This is a genomic window from Streptomyces sp. S6 (genome assembly GCF_054880855.1).
In genome coordinates this window covers 1-17,658 of sequence record NZ_JBTYMC010000050.1, presented here as the reverse complement: position 1 = coordinate 17,658, position 17,658 = coordinate 1, and the positions used below count along the sequence as shown (strand labels likewise).

General features: G+C 69.6%; 14 protein-coding genes. 9 read left to right on the top strand and 5 right to left on the bottom strand.

The window, feature by feature from the left end:
• Positions 1-6: 6 nt before the first annotated feature.
• Positions 7-384 carry a phage holin family protein gene (locus ACVNF4_RS09925; RefSeq protein ID WP_461802344.1) on the bottom strand — a complete coding sequence of 126 codons (378 nt, stop codon included), beginning with the start codon at positions 382-384 and terminating at the stop codon, positions 7-9.
• Positions 385-443: 59 nt separating this feature from the next.
• Here ACVNF4_RS09925 and ACVNF4_RS09920 point away from each other — a divergent pair, with 59 nt between their 5' ends.
• The 4 genes from ACVNF4_RS09920 (at position 444) to ACVNF4_RS09905 (ending at position 2,719) form a co-directional block, all read left to right on the top strand.
• Entirely contained in the window at positions 444-761 is a 318-nt protein-coding gene (locus tag ACVNF4_RS09920; RefSeq protein ID WP_461802357.1) for a cupin domain-containing protein, read from the top strand.
• 187 nt (positions 762-948) lie between these two features.
• Positions 949-1,161, top strand: a complete 213-nt coding sequence (locus ACVNF4_RS09915) for a DUF5326 family protein (RefSeq protein WP_461802343.1) — start codon at positions 949-951, stop codon at positions 1,159-1,161.
• Positions 1,162-1,334: 173 nt separating this feature from the next.
• Positions 1,335-2,174: an IclR family transcriptional regulator gene (locus ACVNF4_RS09910; protein WP_461802342.1), complete on the top strand. Its 840-nt coding sequence runs from the start codon at positions 1,335-1,337 to the stop codon at positions 2,172-2,174.
• Between the two features lie 98 nt (positions 2,175-2,272).
• A complete protein-coding gene (locus tag ACVNF4_RS09905; protein ID WP_461802341.1) occupies positions 2,273-2,719 on the top strand; it encodes an SsgA family sporulation/cell division regulator in 447 nt (148 codons plus the stop codon).
• Between the two features lie 170 nt (positions 2,720-2,889).
• Here ACVNF4_RS09905 and ACVNF4_RS09900 read toward each other — a convergent pair whose 3' ends face one another.
• Entirely contained in the window at positions 2,890-4,401 is a 1,512-nt protein-coding gene (locus ACVNF4_RS09900; RefSeq protein ID WP_461802340.1) for a YibE/F family protein, read from the bottom strand.
• Between the two features lie 833 nt (positions 4,402-5,234).
• On the opposite strand from ACVNF4_RS09900, the gene thiC reads away from it, so the two are divergent.
• The gene (gene thiC, locus ACVNF4_RS09895; RefSeq protein WP_461802339.1) at positions 5,235-7,007 is read left to right on the top strand and encodes a phosphomethylpyrimidine synthase ThiC; all 1,773 of its coding nucleotides are present in this window, start codon (positions 5,235-5,237) and stop codon (positions 7,005-7,007) included.
• A 90-nt stretch (positions 7,008-7,097) separates the two neighbouring features.
• Here thiC and ACVNF4_RS09890 read toward each other — a convergent pair whose 3' ends face one another.
• The 3 genes from ACVNF4_RS09890 to ACVNF4_RS09880 form a co-directional block, all read right to left on the bottom strand.
• On the bottom strand, positions 7,098-7,958 hold the full coding sequence (locus tag ACVNF4_RS09890; protein ID WP_461802338.1) for a hypothetical protein: 861 nt from the start codon (positions 7,956-7,958) through the stop codon (positions 7,098-7,100).
• Between the two features lie 156 nt (positions 7,959-8,114).
• Positions 8,115-9,221, bottom strand: coding sequence for a metallophosphoesterase (locus tag ACVNF4_RS09885; protein WP_461802337.1), 1,107 nt, complete (start codon positions 9,219-9,221; stop codon positions 8,115-8,117).
• A 372-nt stretch (positions 9,222-9,593) separates the two neighbouring features.
• Positions 9,594-10,706 (bottom strand): LacI family DNA-binding transcriptional regulator, encoded by a 1,113-nt coding sequence (locus ACVNF4_RS09880; RefSeq protein ID WP_461802336.1) that lies wholly within the window; start codon positions 10,704-10,706, stop codon positions 9,594-9,596.
• A 399-nt stretch (positions 10,707-11,105) separates the two neighbouring features.
• Here ACVNF4_RS09880 and hisC point away from each other — a divergent pair, with 399 nt between their 5' ends.
• From hisC to cydD, 4 genes are all read left to right on the top strand, one after another.
• Positions 11,106-12,182, top strand: a complete 1,077-nt coding sequence (gene hisC / locus ACVNF4_RS09875; RefSeq protein WP_461802335.1) for a histidinol-phosphate transaminase — start codon at positions 11,106-11,108, stop codon at positions 12,180-12,182.
• A gap of 362 nt (positions 12,183-12,544) precedes the next feature.
• Positions 12,545-14,053 carry a cytochrome ubiquinol oxidase subunit I gene (locus tag ACVNF4_RS09870; RefSeq protein WP_461802334.1) on the top strand — a complete coding sequence of 503 codons (1,509 nt, stop codon included), beginning with the start codon at positions 12,545-12,547 and terminating at the stop codon, positions 14,051-14,053.
• Between the two features lie 20 nt (positions 14,054-14,073).
• Positions 14,074-15,078: a cytochrome d ubiquinol oxidase subunit II gene (gene cydB, locus ACVNF4_RS09865; RefSeq protein WP_461802333.1), complete on the top strand. Its 1,005-nt coding sequence runs from the start codon at positions 14,074-14,076 to the stop codon at positions 15,076-15,078.
• 111 nt (positions 15,079-15,189) lie between these two features.
• Positions 15,190-17,658, top strand: a 2,469-nt coding sequence (cydD, locus tag ACVNF4_RS09860) for a thiol reductant ABC exporter subunit CydD (RefSeq protein ID WP_461802332.1), incomplete at its 3' end; no start/stop codon positions are given.

Here is a 17,658-nt window from a genome sequence, read left to right as displayed (position 1 = left end):
GGGGAGTCAGTCCCCGTCGGGCAGGGCGAGGTTCAGCGCCCAGGAGACGACGGAGATGATCAGACCGCCCACGACGGCCGTCCAGAAGCCCTCCACGTGGAAACTCAGGTCGAACTTGTCGGCCAGCCACGAGGTGAGCAGCAGCATCAGGGCGTTGACGACCAAGGTGATCAGACCGAGCGTCAGGATGAACAGCGGGAAGGTGAGCACCTTCACGACCGGCTTGACCAGGAAGTTCACCAGGCCGAAGAGCAGCGCGACGATCAGCAGGGTGCCGACCTTCTTACCCGTGCTGTCACCGGTCAGGGTGATCTTGTCCAGCAGCCAGACGGCGACCGCCAGGGCGCCCGCGTTGGCGATCGTCTTGACTACGAAAATCTTCATGTGTCTGATCGTTCCAGAGAGATCGACGGCCCACACGGGCCATGAGCGGGATGAGGGCGATGAAGGCATTCCGGCTGGACGAACTGGAGGCGGAGCGAGCCGCCAACGACGGTGCCTACCTGCAGTTCCTGCACGAGCGGAACATGTCGGTCGGTCTGTACGCGCTCGACGCCGGTACCCACGACCCGCAGAACCCGCACAACCAGGACGAGGTCTACTTCGTGGTCAGCGGGCGCGCGTCGATCACCGTCGGCATGGAGACCACGGAGGTGGCGCGCGGCAGCGTGGTCTACGTACCGGCCGGGGTCGCCCACAAGTTCCACCACATCAGCGAGGACCTGCGGGTGCTCGTGGTGTTCTCCCCGCCGGAAGGCTGAGACACGGGGCCGCGTCTCCACCTCGCAGCGGACGTCGGAACCGCCTCTTCCCCTAGGGGACGGGTCAGGGGAGGACAAGGGGTGCGAGGCCCCCGCGAGGCCCCCTCGGGGATCTAGCATCGAAGACATCCGAAAGGGCCGGTGGCCGAAAGGGCCGCCGGCCGGCGCACAGATGGAGACAAGGGCGATGCGAGAGATCCTGGCAGGACTGCCGTGGTGGGTGAAGTGGGTGGCGGTGCCGGTCATCGCCCTCGTCGTGTTCGGCGGGCTGATAGCGAGCGTCGTCGGGTTCGTGATCGGCCTGCTGTTCAAGGTGCTGGTCTTCGTCGCCCTGGTCGGCGGACTGGTCTACGTCGTACGGAAGTTCACGTCGAGTTCCTCCTCCCGCAGCGACTGGTGACGGCCGGAGGGCCGTCCGGGGCACCGGGGAGTGGTAACAGGGAACGCCGGTTCCCTCGGGCGGGGGAAGTTTCCCGCGCAGCGCGGTGGCGGCCCGTTTCGGGCCGTTAGAGTCCGGAATTCGACGCGGGGACGACCCCGCACGGACCACCCCTCGTGCTTCGGAAGTGCCTCTTGGCCACGGCTGACACCTCCCCTCCCGCCACCCCCCTTCACCCTCCACGACCACGCGCCGCCCCGGCGGCCGTCCCCGAACAACCGCACCCCACGACCACCCTCATCGGTTCCGTCCAGCGCGCCATGCGCCTCCTGGAGAGCGTCGCGGCACATACGTACGGTGCCCCGGCCAAACAACTGGCCCGGGAGACCGGCCTCGCCCTCCCCACCGCCTACCACCTGCTGCGCACCCTCGTCCACGAGGGCTATCTCCGACGGGACAAGGGCCTGTTCTTCCTCGGTGAGGCGGCCGAGCGGCTGGCCTCGGCGGGAGCCGCGCAGAAACGTCGCAGCACGATCGTCGACACGCTCGCGCAGTGGCGGGACACGATCGGAGCGCCCGTCTACTACGCCGTCTACCAGGGCGGCGAGATCGAGACGCTGTACGTCGCCGACACCCCCGAGTCCCCCGCCGTCGAGCAGTGGGCCGACTTCCGGGAGACCGGGCACGCGCACGCGATCGGGCAGTGCCTGCTGTCCCAGCTGGACGAGCGGGCCCGCCGCGACCACCTCGACCGGTATCCGGCCCAGACCCTCACGCCGTACACCGTCCGCGACGGCCACAGTCTGCTGCGCCGGCTCGCCGGGGCGCGGCGCACGGAAGCGGTGACCGAACGTCAGGAGTACCTGCTGGGCGCGGTCTGCGCGGCGCTGCCGATCACGCTGGGGGCGACGGTCGCGACGGTCGCGATCTCCCTGCCGGTGCGGCAGGCCGAACGGCTGCTTCCGGCCGTACGGAAGCTGGAGCGGGAGGTCGGGCGGGCAGTGGGGACGCTCGCGCTCTCTATCAGCATCTGAAAAATCACTGCTTGTGATTCATTGTGTACGTTCAGCAAGATGCGTTGCAGAGTCAGAGGTATATTCCCGGCCAGTCGACGGCACAGACGGGTAAGGCGATGCGCGAGTCCGTACAGACAGTTCAGGCAGAGGTCATGATGAGCTTCCTCGTCTCCGAGGAGCTCTCGTTCCGCATCCCGGTGGAGCTGGCATACGAGTCGTACGACCCGTATGCCGTCCGGCTCACCTTCCATCTGCCCGGTGACGCCCCCGTGACCTGGACGTTCGGGCGCGAGCTGCTGATCGACGGGGTCGGGCGGCCGTGCGGCGAGGGCGACGTCCGGGTGGCCCCGGCCGGTCCCGAGTCCCTCGGCGAGGTCCTGATCCGCCTTCAGGTCGGCGCCGACCAGGCGGTATTCCGCTCCTCAGCCGCCCCCCTCATCGCCTTCCTCGACCGCACGGACCGCGTGGTCCCCCTCGGCCAGGAGGCGTCCTTCGCCGACTTCGACGCCCATCTCGACGACGCGTTGGGGCGGATCCTGGCGGAGGAACAGAGCGCGGGGTGAGGCCGGCGGAGCCGCTTGGGCGGGGAAACGCTTCAGCGGGCCGGGACAGATGGGGAAACGGTTCTTCTGGGGCGTGGGGTGTGGGGCCTCACGGCCTACGGGGGACGACCGTCTCGGCGTCGTCCCCCGTAGCCCGGCCGGCATCTGCACGACCGCCCCGACTGAGGCGCTCACCGCTTGCGGCGTCGCCCGTGTCCTCCCCGCGCCGGAGCCTCCGGTGTCGCCGAAGCCGGCGTCTGCTTGGTGTCGGGGCGGTCCGCCGAGACGACCAGGGCGGCGAGGGCCGTGGTGACCGGGACCGAGGCGACCAGACCGATCGAACCGACCAGGGTGCGGACGATCTCCTCGGCGACCAGCTCGCTGTTGGCGACCGCGCCGACGCTGCTCTGGGCGATGGAGAACAGCAGGAGGAGAGGGAGCGCGGCGCCCGCGTAGGCGAGGACGAGCGTGTTGACGACGGACGCGATGTGGTCGCGGCCGATCCGGATGCCCGCCCGGTACAGCCCGCGCCACCCCATCGACGGATTCGCCTCGTGCAGCTCCCACACCGCCGAGGTCTGGGTGACCGTCACGTCGTCCAGGACACCGAGCGAGCCGATGATGATGCCGGCGAGCAGCAGACCGCTCATGTCGATCGACGGGTACAGGCCGTGGATCAGACCAGTGTTGTCGTCCGTGTTGCCGGTGAGGGCGGCCCAGCCGATGAACAGCGAGCCCAGGACGCCGATCAGCAGCAGTGAGATCAGCGTGCCGAGCACCGCGACCGAGGTTCTCGCCGAGAGGCCATGACACAGGTAGAGCGCGATCAGCATGATCGCGCTCGCCCCCACCACCGCCACGACCAGCGGGTTCGAGCCCTGGAGGATGGCGGGCAGGACGAAGAGGTTCAGGACCAGGAAGCTGATCGCCAGCGCGACCAGCGCCATGACACCCCGCAGTCGGCCGACGATCACCACGGCGATCGCGAAGATCCCGGCGAGCAGGGCCATCGGGAAACGGCGGTTGACGTCGGCCACCGAGTACTGGAGGTCCTTCGGCGCGGACGGCTCGTAGGCGACGACGACCTTCTGGTTCTGCTTCAACTGCCGTGACTGGTCGGGCTGGACGATCTCCGTGAACGTACGGCCCTTGTCCTTGCCGGTGTCCACGCGGATCGTCGCCCGCTTGCAGGTGCCGTTCGCCTCCTGCACCGCCGAGGAGCCCTCGGCCGTCGAGGTGTCACCGGTCGGCGGCACGCCCCCGGCGTTGACGGACGCGCAGCTCAGCTTCTCCACCTTCGTGACCGTCGCCTGCTGCGTCTGCCGGTCGAACCCGACCCCGGTCCGCTCGTGCGGCGGGGCACCGCCGGGCCACAGCACCACGAGACCCACGACCACGGCCGCCGCGAAGGGGATCAGGATCGCGCCGATGACCTTGCGGAGGTGCCGGGAGACGGGGGCGGCGGGGCCATGACTGTGGCTGTGCGAGTGGCTGCCGCCATGGCCGCCGCCGTGCGAGTCGCCGTGCCCTCCGCCGTGGCCTCCGCCGGGAGGGGGACTGGGGGGAGTGCTGTGAGCGTCGTCGTGGGGTGCGTGGGAGTGTCCGGCGGGCTCGGGGGGCGTGGGATGACCGGCGTTGCCGTTGTGAGCGTGGGACTTGTGTGGCGGGACGCGGGGGACGGGGCCGCTGTCGTGTGCAGACATCTGAGGGACGGGGGCGGTGTCGTGGAGGGGTACGTGAGGGATGGCGGGGCCGGATACCCGAGGCACGGGACCGCTCTCGTGCGCGGGACGCCGTACCTGTGGTGTCGGGCCGGTGTCCTCGGGACGGCGGACGGGGCCGACGCCGTATCCGGAACCCTGGGGCGGGCGGGGGCCTTGAGGTGGGTTGAGGGAACCGCCGTTGCCGGTCCCCTGCTCCTCCGCACGGCGGAAGTCCTGCCCGGGTTCGTTCCGTAGCAGTGGCGCACGTCGCTGGAGTGAGCCGAGCCGGGCGCGGGGGTGGCCCCCGGGGACGGAGCCGGAGGGAGAGGGGCCACGTCTGGGGAAGGCGCCGCCCGGTCCGCCGCCGGGTCCTTGGTCGGCGCCACCGTCGCCCGGTCCTTGTCCCGCCCCGCCACCGCCGTACCCGGCGGCGCCCTGCCCCCCGTACCCGCCCTCCGCGCCGAATTCGCGCACGTCGTCCGGGATTTGGCCGGGCCCGGAGTCGGGACCGCCTCCCATGCCGGGCCGGTGGGGCGGCTCGGACGGAGGGGGGAACGGAGAGCGGGGTGGTGTGGTCACCGACCGATCATCGCAAGAACCGCAAAGGCCCACTGTTCACCGCGCCACAAATACCGCTAGCGTGGAAACACCTTTTGCACACGCGGGAGCTCGGAGCACCGGGCTGAGAGGGCGCTGACCTTCGTCTTCGCGATGTTTCACGTGAAACGTCATCGGGATCAAGTGATGTTTCACGTGAAACGTCGGCTGACGGAAGCCGCTGCGTCGACCGCTGAACCTGTTACCGGGTAATGCCGGCGTAGGGAGTAGGTCTCATGACCATCAAGGACACACGCACGCCTGCCTCCACGCAGAACGAGGCCGGGAAGTCCATCGGTTGGCACAAGGCGTACGTCGAGGGCTCACGCCCCGACCTGCGCGTGCCGGTCCGCCAGGTGCACCTCACCAACGGGCAGTCGGTCACCCTGTACGACACCTCGGGCCCGTACACCGACCCGTCCGCGCAGACCGACGTCCGTCGGGGTCTCGCGCCCGTGCGGGACAACTGGATCGTCGCGCGGGGTGACACCGAGGAGTACGCGGGCCGTCCGGTCCGCCCCGAGGACGACGGGATCAAGCACACCTCTCCGCGCGGTGGGCTGCGGAATCTCGACGCGGTGTTCCCGGGCCGGCCGCGGCTGCCGCGCCGTAGCCGGGACGGGCGGGCGGTGACGCAACTGTTCTACGCCCGCAGGGGAGAAGTCACCCCGGAGATGGAGTTCGTGGCGCTGCGGGAGAACGTCTCCCCGGAGGTCGTCCGTGAGGAGATCGCGGCGGGGCGGGCGGTGCTGCCGGCCAACGTCAACCACCCGGAGATCGAGCCGATGATCATCGGCAAGCGGTTCCTGGTGAAGGTCAACGCCAACATCGGCAACTCGGCGGTGACGTCCTCCATCGAGGAGGAGGTCGAGAAGATGACCTGGGCGACCCGGTGGGGCGCCGACACGGTCATGGACCTCTCCACGGGCCGCAACATCCACACGACCCGGGAGTGGGTGCTGCGCAACTCCCCCGTCCCCATCGGTACGGTGCCGCTGTATCAGGCGCTGGAGAAGGTCGACGGGCGGGCCGAGGAGCTGACCTGGGAGATCTACAAGGACACGGTGATCGAGCAGGCCGAGCAGGGTGTGGACTACATGACGGTCCACGCGGGCGTGCGGCTCGCGTACGTACCGCTCACCGCGAACCGCAAGACCGGCATCGTCTCGCGCGGCGGCTCGATCATGGCGGCCTGGTGCCTTGCGCACCACAAGGAGTCGTTCCTGTACGAGAACTTCGAGGAACTCTGCGAGATCCTCGCCGCCTACGACGTCACCTACTCGCTGGGTGACGGGCTGCGGCCGGGCTCGATCGCGGACGCCAACGACGAGGCGCAGTTCGCGGAGCTGCGGACCCTCGGGGAGCTCAACCGGATCGCCAAGCGTCACGACGTCCAGACGATGATCGAGGGCCCGGGGCATGTCCCGATGCACAAGATCAAGGAGAACATCGACCTCCAGCAGGAGATCTGCGACGAGGCCCCGTTCTACACGCTCGGCCCGCTGACGACGGACGTCGCCCCGGCGTACGACCACATCACCTCCGGCATCGGCGCCGCGATGATCGCCTGGTGGGGGACGGCGATGCTCTGCTACGTCACGCCGAAGGAGCACCTCGGGCTGCCCAACCGCGACGACGTCAAGACCGGCGTCATCACCTACAAGATCGCCGCCCACGCCGCCGACCTCGCCAAGGGCCATCCCGGCGCCCAGGACTGGGACGACGCCCTCTCCGACGCCCGCTTCGAGTTCCGCTGGGAGGACCAGTTCAACCTGGCCCTCGACCCGGTCACAGCCCGTGAGTTCCACGACGAAACCCTCCCGGCCGAGCCCGCCAAGACCGCCCACTTCTGCTCTATGTGCGGGCCCAAATTCTGCTCTATGAAGATCAGCCAAGACATCCGCCGCGAACACGGTGGCAGCCGGGCCGAGGTCGAGGAGGGGATGGCCCAGAAGTCGAAGGAGTTCGCGGCGGCGGGGAATCGGGTGTATCTGCCGATCGCGGACTGACAGCGAAAAGCCTCCGGTCCGCGTCCCGAGGTGGGGGATGCGGACCGGGAGGTGGATGTGGAGCTGAGGGGGGTGTAGGTCGAGGAGTGGTCAGTCCGGGGTGTTGTCCGGGCCGCCGAAGTCCGGGCTTGTGTAGTCCGGGCTGGAGAAGCTCGGGCGGTGGCCCGGGGCGGGGCCGTCGTCGGGGCTGGTGAAGCCGGGACGGTCGTATCCGATTTTGGGGAGGCGGCTGCGGGGTGAGGGCGACGGAGGCGGCGTGGCTGCCGGGTCGGTGCCCTGTGTGGTGAGGGCCTCGCGGAAGTACGGCAGGAAGCCGCGCTCCAGCAGGGCCGTCCGCCAGGCTTCCCTGGCCCGCGCGACCTCCTCCGCCTGCTCGTTGTACGGCCCCGCCGCCACTGCGGGACGGTTGCGCAGCGCCGTGAGCAGCAGGCCGACGGTGGCGACGAGGATCGCCAGCGCCGTGACCACCCCGAACACCCAGCCCGCCGTGACCAGCGCCCCGGCGAACGCCGGTGCCGGGTCGAGCGCCTTGAGGAGGTAGCCGATGAGCAGGAAGATCACCGCGGCCGTCCCCGCGAGGACGGGCGTGAGCACGGCGGCGACGGCGACGGCCCCCGCCCCGGCGGGCTCGACGGCGGCCTCCCCCAGACCGACCGCGATCCCCGCACCGATGCCCGGCTCACCGGAGTCCGGCTCGTGGGACGTGGACGACGCCGGATGGCGCAGCTCCTCGCGGACCTTCGTGTAGTGCTGGTACTCGGTCGCCGCCGCGGCCGTGATGAACGCGGTGGCGCCCAGCGCCATGGTGCGCAGCTGTTCCGGGTTGAGACGACGGCCGATACCGGCCAGTTGCGGGTGGTGTGGGGCGGAGCGCAGCGCCTCGTCGAGGACCCGCTCGTACTCCTGGCGGTCCTCACTGTGCAGGTGCTGCGGAACGCTGTTCATGTGCATCCCCCGATGCTCCGTAGGGCTTGGGGCTCGCATGCCAACGAGCCGTCGGGCAGAAACGGAGGGGAGCCTGCTACGGATAAGCCGATGGTAGAGCGGCGACGGCTCAAGGTGACAGGGGGTTTGCGGAAATTGGACCCGGGCCAGTGCCGCCGACGATCAGTCCTCCATGCTGGACGCCTGCCCACTGAGCAGTCGATTATCCATGGGCAACTGCTGGACCAGCAGTTTTCCGGCCATGGTCACTCCGCCGTCCATCGCGATGGCCAGCCCGTCCGCGTAGACGTGCGGTCCTTCGACGTTCGGACCCGACTGGTCCTCGCCGTCCTCGGAGCCGACTTCGCCCAGCAGATAGGGGATCGGGCTGTGTCCGTGAACGATCCGGGTGCCTCCGTACGTATCGAGCAGTGAGCGGACGGCGTCGGCGCCGCCCTCGTCGCGGAAGGAGAAGCGCTTGGTGAACTTGCGGAAGAGATCCCACACCTCGTCCGCGTCGTTGCGCGTGATGGTCTCGCGGACGGTGTCGTTGACGGCCTCGATCGAGTCGCCGTAGTCGAGATAGGCGGTCGTGTCGGAATGGACCAGCAGGAAGCCGTCGACCTCCTCGACGGCGTCGAGGCGGGCCATCCACTGGAGGTGGTGGTCCTGGAGGCGGTCCATGTCGACCTTCTGGCCGCCGTTGAGGAGCCAGGCCGCCTGGAAGGTGGCGGTGCCGGCCCCGGAGTTGACGGGGGTGTCGCCGAACCGCTTCGCGCCGAGCAGGAGGAGTTCGTGGTTGCCCATCAGGGCCTTGCAGTAGCCGCCCGCCGCGGCAGCCTCCGCCGACAGCCGCATGACGAGGTCGATCACGCCGACGCCGTCGGGGCCGCGGTCGGTGAAGTCGCCGAGGAACCACAGGCGCGCGTTGCCGGCGCACCACTGGCCGGCCGCGTCGACGAGGCCCTTCTCCTGGAGGGCGGCGACGAGTTCGTCCAGATAGCCGTGGACGTCGCCGACGACGAAGAGCGGGCCGGGGCCGTCCGTCGGGCGCTCCGCAACGGGCTCCACCGTCGGCATCCTGAGCGTGTCGCCCCGGTTGATGACGGGCAGGTCGCGCTGGGTCGGCGTGTACCCCTCGGAGTACGGCTGCTCGTCGGCCGGTACGGCGTCGCCGGGATGCCCGCCGTCGTCGTACGGACCGGTCTCATGGACGTACGCGGGCACCCGGAAGTCGCGCAACGTCGCCGTCCGTTCCGCTTCGGGTCCCTGACCGGCCCCCTGAGTCATCAGACCCCTCCACCATCGCGCCGCATCTGCACCGCTTCGGACTGCCTGGTCGCAGGGGCCCGCGGTGTCGTGGGCCCATCATAGGAATGCGGATCGCGCCGTGTGATGACCCAGGGGTGGTGAATCGGTCTCGGCCCGCGCCGGTGTGGGGTATTCGCCCCGATTGAGCCGACCTTGGCCGTCGGGACACCGCCCCACTCCACACCTCGCGCACACCACGAGGGCCTCACGAGAGGTACTCCGACCCAAGGGTGTCCGCCTGCGGCGGGCCGCGCGTTCGGGACGCGGGTGTCGGGGTGCGTGTCGTCGGGGGCCAGCAGAAGGCCGTCCCGTCCCTCCCCGGGGCTCACGAGGCTCCCCGGGGACGAGCGGCTACTTGCCCTCAGGCGTGCGCGGCGGGCTCACCGTCGTACGCGGTGGGCGGCGCTGGGAGGAGGTTCGGATGATCAGTTCGGTCGGTATTACCTGCTCGACCGGGTAGTCGGAGTCGACGCCCTCGATGGCGTCGATCAGGAGCTGGACGACCGCCGTGCCGATGCGGCGCGGCTTGAGGGAGAGGGTCGTGATGGGCGGCTCGGTGCTCGCGTAGACCGTGGACTCGCTACAGCACACCAGCAGGAGATCCTCCGGCACCCGCAGCCCGTAGCGGCGGGCGGCGGCGAGCAGATCCGTGCCGTTCGGGTCGAACAGCCCGTACACGGCGTCGGGCCGGTCGGGCCGGGCCAGCAGCCGGTCCGCGGCGACGGCGCCCGCGCACGGATCGTGCGCCGGGTACGCCTCGTAGACCGGATCCTGTCCCACCCGCTCGCACCAGTGCAGGTACGCGGTCGTCGACAGATGCGTGTACGTGTCGGTGGTGGTCCCCGTGAGCAGCCCGATCCGGCGCGCTCCGGCGTCGGCGAGATGGTCGAGGATGTCGAGCACGGCGGCCTCGTGGTCGTTGTCGACCCACGCGGTGACCGGCAGCGGACCGGCCGGCTTCCCGTCGGAGACGACGGGTAAACCCTGCCGGACGAGCTCGCCCACCACCGGGTCCTGGTCGGACGGGTCGATGACGACCGTGCCGTCCAGGGCGACGTTCGACCACACGTCGTGGCGCGAGGTCGCCGGGAGGATGACGAGCGCGTAGCCGCGGGCCAGCGCGGCGGAGGTGGCGGCTCTGGCCATCTCCGCGAAGTACGCGAACTCGGTGAAGGTGAAAGGTTCATCCCCGTACGTGGTGACGGTCAGTCCGATCAGTCCGGACTTCCCTGTACGGAGCGTGCGGGCCGCGGCCGACGGGCGGTAGCCCAGCCGGTCGGCGACTTCGCGGACGTGGCGTCGGGTGGCATCAGGGAGCCTGCCCTTGCCGTTCAGGGCGTCGGAAACGGTCGTGATGGATACTCCGGCGGCGGCGGCCACGTCCCTGATGCCCGCTCGGCCCGGCCGGCTGCCTCGGCGTGAGGTTTCCGCGCGGCTCACCTGGTGCTTCCCTGCTGCTGTCATGGCGTGCCGATAGTAGGGCTCATGAGAGGGGGTAGGGCGGACGCATATGCACGCATTGACAGGCACGTTTCTGCAAGGTCAAAGGCGCCTAACTACATTAGAAACAAAGTCAGTTGACCGTTTGAACATCACTACATGTGGCATCGGCGCGGATGAGCCTGGCGACGCACCGATGTCTCGAAGAGGTCTCAACTCACCTGTACGAGGGATGCGCGCCACGGCGCGTGCCACCAGCGCATAGATATATGTGCGACGCGCCCCCTATTCGTCGCCCTTCGTGCGCTGTTGCCCCTGATGCGTGTGTGACGCACGAGGTCGGTTCCGCCGCTGACGCGAGTGGCCCGAATCCTCATAAGGTGAGGAGAATTGAATCCCGGCGGTGGCAAGAGGAGGACTGCGGTGAGCGAGACGAGCCCCAAGCTGCGGGTCGAGCTGGAGGGGATCCCCACCTACAAGCCGGGGAGGCCGGCCGCCGAGGGCGGTCCCGTGGCCTTCAAGCTGTCCTCCAACGAGAACCCCTATCCGCCGCTGCCCGGCGTGATGGAGAGCGTCACGGCCGCCGCCTCCTCGTTCAACCGCTACCCCGACATGGCGTGCACGGCGCTGATGGCGGAACTGGCCGACCGCTTCGGCGTCCCCGTCTCCCACCTCGCCACCGGCACCGGCTCGGTCGGCGTCGCCCAGCAGCTCCTCCAGGCCACCTCGGGCCCCGGCGACGAGGTCATCTACGCCTGGCGCTCCTTCGAGGCGTACCCGATCATCACGCAGATCAGCGGCGCGACCTCCGTCCAGGTCCCGCTGGCTGCGGGCGATGTCCACGACCTCGACGCGATGTACGACGCGATCACCGAGCGGACCCGCCTGATCTTCGTCTGCAACCCCAACAACCCGACGGGGACGGCCGTCCGGCGGGCCGAGCTGGAGCGGTTCCTGGACCGGGTGCCGGGCGATGTCCTGGTCGTCATCGACGAGGCGTACCGCGAGTTCGTGCGCGATCTCGACGTCCCCGACGGGGTCGAGCTGTACCGCGACCGGCCGAACGTCTGCGTCCTGCGCACGTTCTCCAAGGCGTACGGTCTCGCGGGCCTGCGGGTCGGGTTCGCGATCGCCCACGAGCCCGTCGCCGCCGCCCTGCGCAAGACGGCGGTGCCCTTCGGCGTCACCCAGCTCGCCCAGGACGCCGCCGTCGCCTCCCTGCGCGCGGAGGACGAACTCCTCGGCCGGGTCGGCTCCCTGGTCTCCGAGCGCACCCGGGTGGTCGCCTCGCTGCGTACGCAGGGCTGGACCGTCCCCGACAGCCAGGCCAACTTCGTCTGGCTGGGCCTCGGCGAGCGCACGCCCGCGTTCGCCGCAGCCTGTGAGCAGGCCGGCGTCGTGGTGCGGCCGTTCCCCGAGGGGGCTCGGGTGACGATCGGTGAGACCGAGGCCAACGACATTTTCCTGAAGGTGGCGGAGGCGTTCCTCAAGGAGGGCTGATCGCGTACGGCGGGCTGATCGCGGCCCGTGTGTTCTCGCGCCCGTCGGGACTGTGACCAAGGGAACGAACCCTGTCCCGGCGGGCGTTTTTCATGCCGTGAGCACGCCGCTCATGCGGATGTTTCACGTGAAACCGGACAGCGCTGGACCAGTGCTGGACCGACATGGGGCCGGGTGGCACCCCCTTGGTGACCTCCGGCCCCTTTTCGGACACCCCCCTCCCTCCCATGCTCGAACGGGTATGCGCCATAATTGCTTGTGAATGTGAACGCGTTCACAAGCGTGTCCCAGTTGCTCCACTGTTGTATGTGACATAAGGGGCAAACTGCCGCTGTACCACGGCACGTAAGGAGACTGACGACGTGGACATGGCCCTGGCGCCGGAGACACTGGCGCGCTGGCAGTTCGGTATCACCACCGTCTACCACTTCCTCTTCGTCCCCCTGACGATCTCCCTCGCGGCGCTCACCGCGGGCCTGGAGACCGCCTGGGTGCGGACCGGCAAAGAGAAATACCTCAGGGCGACGAAGTTCTGGGGCAAGCTCTTCCTGATCAACATCGCGATGGGCGTCGTCACCGGCATCGTGCAGGAGTTCCAGTTCGGCATGAACTGGTCCGACTACTCGCGCTTCGTCGGCGACGTCTTCGGCGCCCCCCTCGCCTTCGAGGCCCTGATCGCCTTCTTCTTCGAGTCCACCTTCATCGGCCTGTGGATCTTCGGCTGGGACAAGCTCCCGAAGAAGATCCACGTCGCCTGCGCGTGGATGGTCTCGATCGGCACGATCCTGTCGGCCTACTTCATCCTGGCCGCCAACTCCTGGATGCAACACCCCGTCGGGTACAAGATCAACGGGGCCAAGGGCCGCGCCGAACTGACCGACTTCTGGCTCGTTCTGACCCAGAACACCGCACTCAGCCAGGCGTTCCACACCCTGACGGCGGCCTTCCTGACCGGCGGCGCCTTCATGGTCGGCATCTCCGCCTTCCACCTGGTCCGCAGGCGGCACATCGTCGAGATGAAGACGACCCTGCGGCTCGGCCTGATCACCGTCGTGATCGCCGGTCTGCTCACCGCGATCAGCGGCGACACCCTCGGCAAGGTCATGTTCAAGCAGCAGCCGATGAAGATGGCCGCCGCTGAGGCCCTCTGGGACGGCGAGGCACCGGCACCCTTCTCCGTCTTCGCCTACGGAGACGTCGACAAGGGCCACAACAAGGTCGCCATAGAGATCCCGGGCCTGCTGTCCTTCCTCGCGAACGACGACTTCACCTCGCACGTCCCCGGCATCAACGACGTCAACAAGTCCGAGCAGGAGAAGTTCGGCCCCGGCGACTACCGGCCCAACATCCCGGTCGCCTACTGGGGTTTCCGCTGGATGATCGGCTTCGGCATGACCTCCCTCGCGATCGGCATGCTCGGCCTGTGGCTGACCCGCAAGAAGTTCATGCTGCCCGAGCACCTGAGGGTCGGTGAGGACGAAGTGCCGAACCTGGTCCTCTTCCGTAAGAAGGCGCTCAGCCCTCAGCTGACCACCTGGTACTGGCGCCTCGCGATCTGGACCCTGGCCTTCCCGCTGATCGCCAACTCCTGGGGCTGGATCTTCACCGAGATGGGCCGTCAGCCCTGGGTCGTCTACGGCATCTTCCAGACCCGCGACGCGGTCTCCCCCGGTGTCTCCCAGGGCGAGGTCCTCACCTCGATGATCGCCTTCACCACGCTGTACGCGATCCTCGCCGTCGTCGAGGTCAAGCTGCTCGCCAAGTACGTGAAGGCCGGCCCGCCGGAGCTGACCGAGGCCGACCTCAACCCGCCCACGAAGATCGGCGGCGAGGCGCGTGACGCCGACAAGCCGATGGCCTTCTCGTACTAGGCCGAGGGAGCTGCACAGTCATGGAACTGCACGACGTCTGGTTCGTCCTCATCGCCGTCCTGTGGACCGGCTACTTCTTCCTGGAGGGCTTCGACTTCGGGGTCGGTGTCCTCACCAAGCTGCTCGCCCGCGACCGGCCCGAGAAGCGCGTCCTGATTAACACGATCGGGCCGGTCTGGGACGGGAACGAGGTCTGGCTGCTCAGCGCGGGCGGCGCGACCTTCGCAGCGTTCCCCGAGTGGTACGCCACCCTTTTCTCCGGCTTCTACCTGCCGCTGCTGGTCATCCTGCTCTGCCTGATCGTCCGGGGCGTCGCCTTCGAGTACCGGGCCAAGCGGCCCGAGGAGAACTGGCAGCGCAACTGGGAGCACGCGATCTTCTGGTGCTCCCTGATCCCCGCGTTCCTGTGGGGCGTGGCCTTCGGCAACATCGTGCACGGCGTGAAGCTCGACCGGAACTTCGAGTACGTGGGCGGGTTCTGGGAGCTGCTCAACCCCTACGCGATCCTGGGCGGGCTGGTCACGCTGAGCCTGTTCACCTTCCACGGCACGGTGTTCACGGCCCTCAAGACGGTCGGTGAGATCCGGAAGCGGGCCCGCAGGCTCGCTCTGAGGCTTGGCCTCGTCACCGCCGTCCTGGCCCTGGCCTTCCTGGTCTGGACGCAGGCCGACAACGGTGACGGCAAGAGCCTGGTCGCCCTGGTCGTGGCCGTCGTCGCCCTCGTCGCGGCGCTCGTCGCGAACCAGGCCGGGCGTGAGGGCTGGTCGTTCGCCCTCTCCGGCGTCACGATCGTGGCCGCCGTCGCGATGCTCTTCCTGACGCTCTTTCCGAACGTCATGCCGTCGACGCTCAACCCGGACTGGAGCCTCACGGTCACGAACGCCTCGTCGAGCCCGTACACGCTGAAGATCATGACGTGGTGCGCGGTGATCGCGACGCCGATCGTGATGCTGTACCAGGGGTGGACGTACTGGGTGTTCCGGAAGCGGATCGGGACGCAGCACATCGCCGAACCCGTGCACTGAGTCCGTGCACTGAGTCCGTGCAGTGAGTCCGTGCAGTGAGTCCGTCAGGGGGGACGTTTCACGTGAAACATTGCTCGTTTCACGTGAAACGTCCTCTCTGGATCGAAGGGCATGTTTCACGTGAAACCAATCGACCCGCGTCTCCTCCGATACGCCCGCGCCACCCGGCTGTTCATGGTGGCGGTCGTCGGACTGGGCACCGTCGGTGCTCTCCTGGTCATCGCTCAGGCCATGCTCATCGCCGAGATCGTGGTCGGTGCCTTCCAGCACGGGCACTCGGTCGCCGACCTCCGTACGCCCTTGCTGCTGCTGGCGTCCGTCGCGCTCGGCCGGGCGCTGGTCTCCTGGCTCACTGAACTCGCCGCGCATCGCGCCGGGGCCGCTGTGAAGTCCGAGCTGCGAGGGCGGTTGCTGGAGCGGGCGGGGGTGCTTGGTCCGGGGTGGCTGAGCGGGCAGCGGACCGGCTCGCTCATCGCCCTCGCAACACGGGGCGTGGACGCGCTGGACGACTACTTCTCGCGGTATCTGCCCCAGTTGGGGCTCGCCGTCGTCGTTCCCGTCGCGGTGCTCGCGCGGATCGTGACCGAGGACTGGGTGTCGGCGGCGATCGTCGTCGGGACGCTGCCGTTGATCCCGGTGTTCATGATGCTGATCGGGTGGGTCACGCAGGCGCGGATGGACCGTCAGTGGCGGCTGCTGTCGCGGTTGTCGGGGCATTTCCTGGACGTGGTGGCCGGGCTGCCGACGCTCAAGGTGTTCGGGCGGGCCAAGGCGCAGGCGGAGTCGATCCGGAAGATCACCGGGGAGTACCGGCAGGCGACCCTCAAGACGCTGCGGATCGCGTTCCTCTCCTCCTTCGCGCTGGAGCTGCTGTCGACGATCTCGGTCGCGCTGGTGGCCGTGACGGTCGGGATGCGGCTCGTGCACGGCGAGATGGACCTCTACGTCGGGCTGGTCATCCTGATCCTGGCGCCGGAGGCGTATCTGCCGCTGCGGCAGGTCGGCACGCAGTACCACGCGGCGGCCGAGGGGCTCGCCGCCGCCGAGGAGATCTTCGCGGTGCTGGAGGAGCCGGTCCCGGCAGCCGGCACCGCCGCTGTCCCGCAGGGTGCGATCACCGTCGACGGTGTGACCGTCCGCTATCCCGGCCGGGCCGTCCCCGCCGTCGACAACGCCTCGTTCACCGTCGAACCCGGCGAGACCGTCGCCCTCGTCGGGCCGAGCGGCGCGGGCAAGTCGACGCTGCTGAACGTCCTGCTGGGCTTCACCCGCCCCGCCGAGGGCCAGGTCCGGATCGGGGGCGCCGACCTCGCCGGACTTGACCTGGAGGAGTGGCGTTCCCGGATCGCCTGGGTCCCTCAGCGACCCCACCTGTACGCCGCGACGATCGCGGAGAACGTCCGTCTGGCCTACCCCGACGCCGACGACACGGACGTCCGCCGGGCGCTCGCCGACGCGGGGGCTCTGGAGTTCGTGGAGGCGCTGCCCGCCGGGCTCGACACCGTGCTCGGCGAGGACGGGGCCGGGCTCTCCGCCGGGCAGCGGCAGCGGCTCGCCCTGGCGCGCGCGTTCCTCGCCGACCGTCCGGTGCTGCTCCTCGACGAACCGACGGCCGCGCTGGACGGCGCGACCGAGGCGGAGGTCGTCGCGGCGGTACGGCGGCTCGCCGAGGGGCGGACCGTGCTGCTCGTGGTGCACCGGCCGGCGCTCCTGGAGGTGGCCGACCGGGTGGTGCGGCTCGCGGAGGCGGAGGCCGGTGCGGTGGACCGGGCGCCGGAAACCGCCGTCCGGGAGGAGCGCGGCGTCACTCAGGCCGACTTCTTCACGCCGGGGGAGGCGAAGGAGCGCGCCGGAGAGACACCCGTCGAGGCCGTGCGCGGAGGTGTGCTCGCGCGGGTGCGGGCGATGGCCGGGCCCCGGCGTGGGCGGCTGCTGCTGGCGGCGCTGCTCGGGAGTCTGGCGCTGGGCAGCGCGGTGGGGCTGATGGCGACGTCCGGGTGGCTCATCTCGCGGGCCTCGCAGCAGCCGCCCGTGCTGTATCTGATGGTCGCGGTGACGGGGACGAGGGCGTTCGGGATCGGGCGGGCCGTGTTCCGGTACGCGGAGCGGCTCGTCTCGCACGACGCCGTCCTGCGGATGCTCGCCGACACGCGGGTCGCCGTCTACCGGCGCCTTGAGCGGCTCGCGCCCGCCGGGCTGCGGCGGGCGCGGCGCGGGGACCTGCTGTCGCGGCTCGTCGCCGACGTGGACGCCCTCCAGGACTACTGGCTGCGCTGGCTGCTGCCGGTCGGCGCCGCCGTCGTCGTGTCGGCCGGGTCGGTGGCCTTCACCGGGTGGCTGCTGCCCGAGGCGGGCGCCGTGCTCGCCGTCGGGCTGCTGCTGGCCGGGGTGGGCGTGCCGATGGTCACCGGGGCGGTGTCCCGGCGGGCCGAACGCCGGCTCGCGCCCGCTCGCGGGGTGCTGGCCACGCGGGTCGCCGACCTGCTCACCGGCACCGCCGAACTCACCGTCGCGGGCGCCCTCCGGCGTCGTACGCAGGAGGCGCGGGCGGCTGACGGGGTGCTCACGCGGATCGCGTCG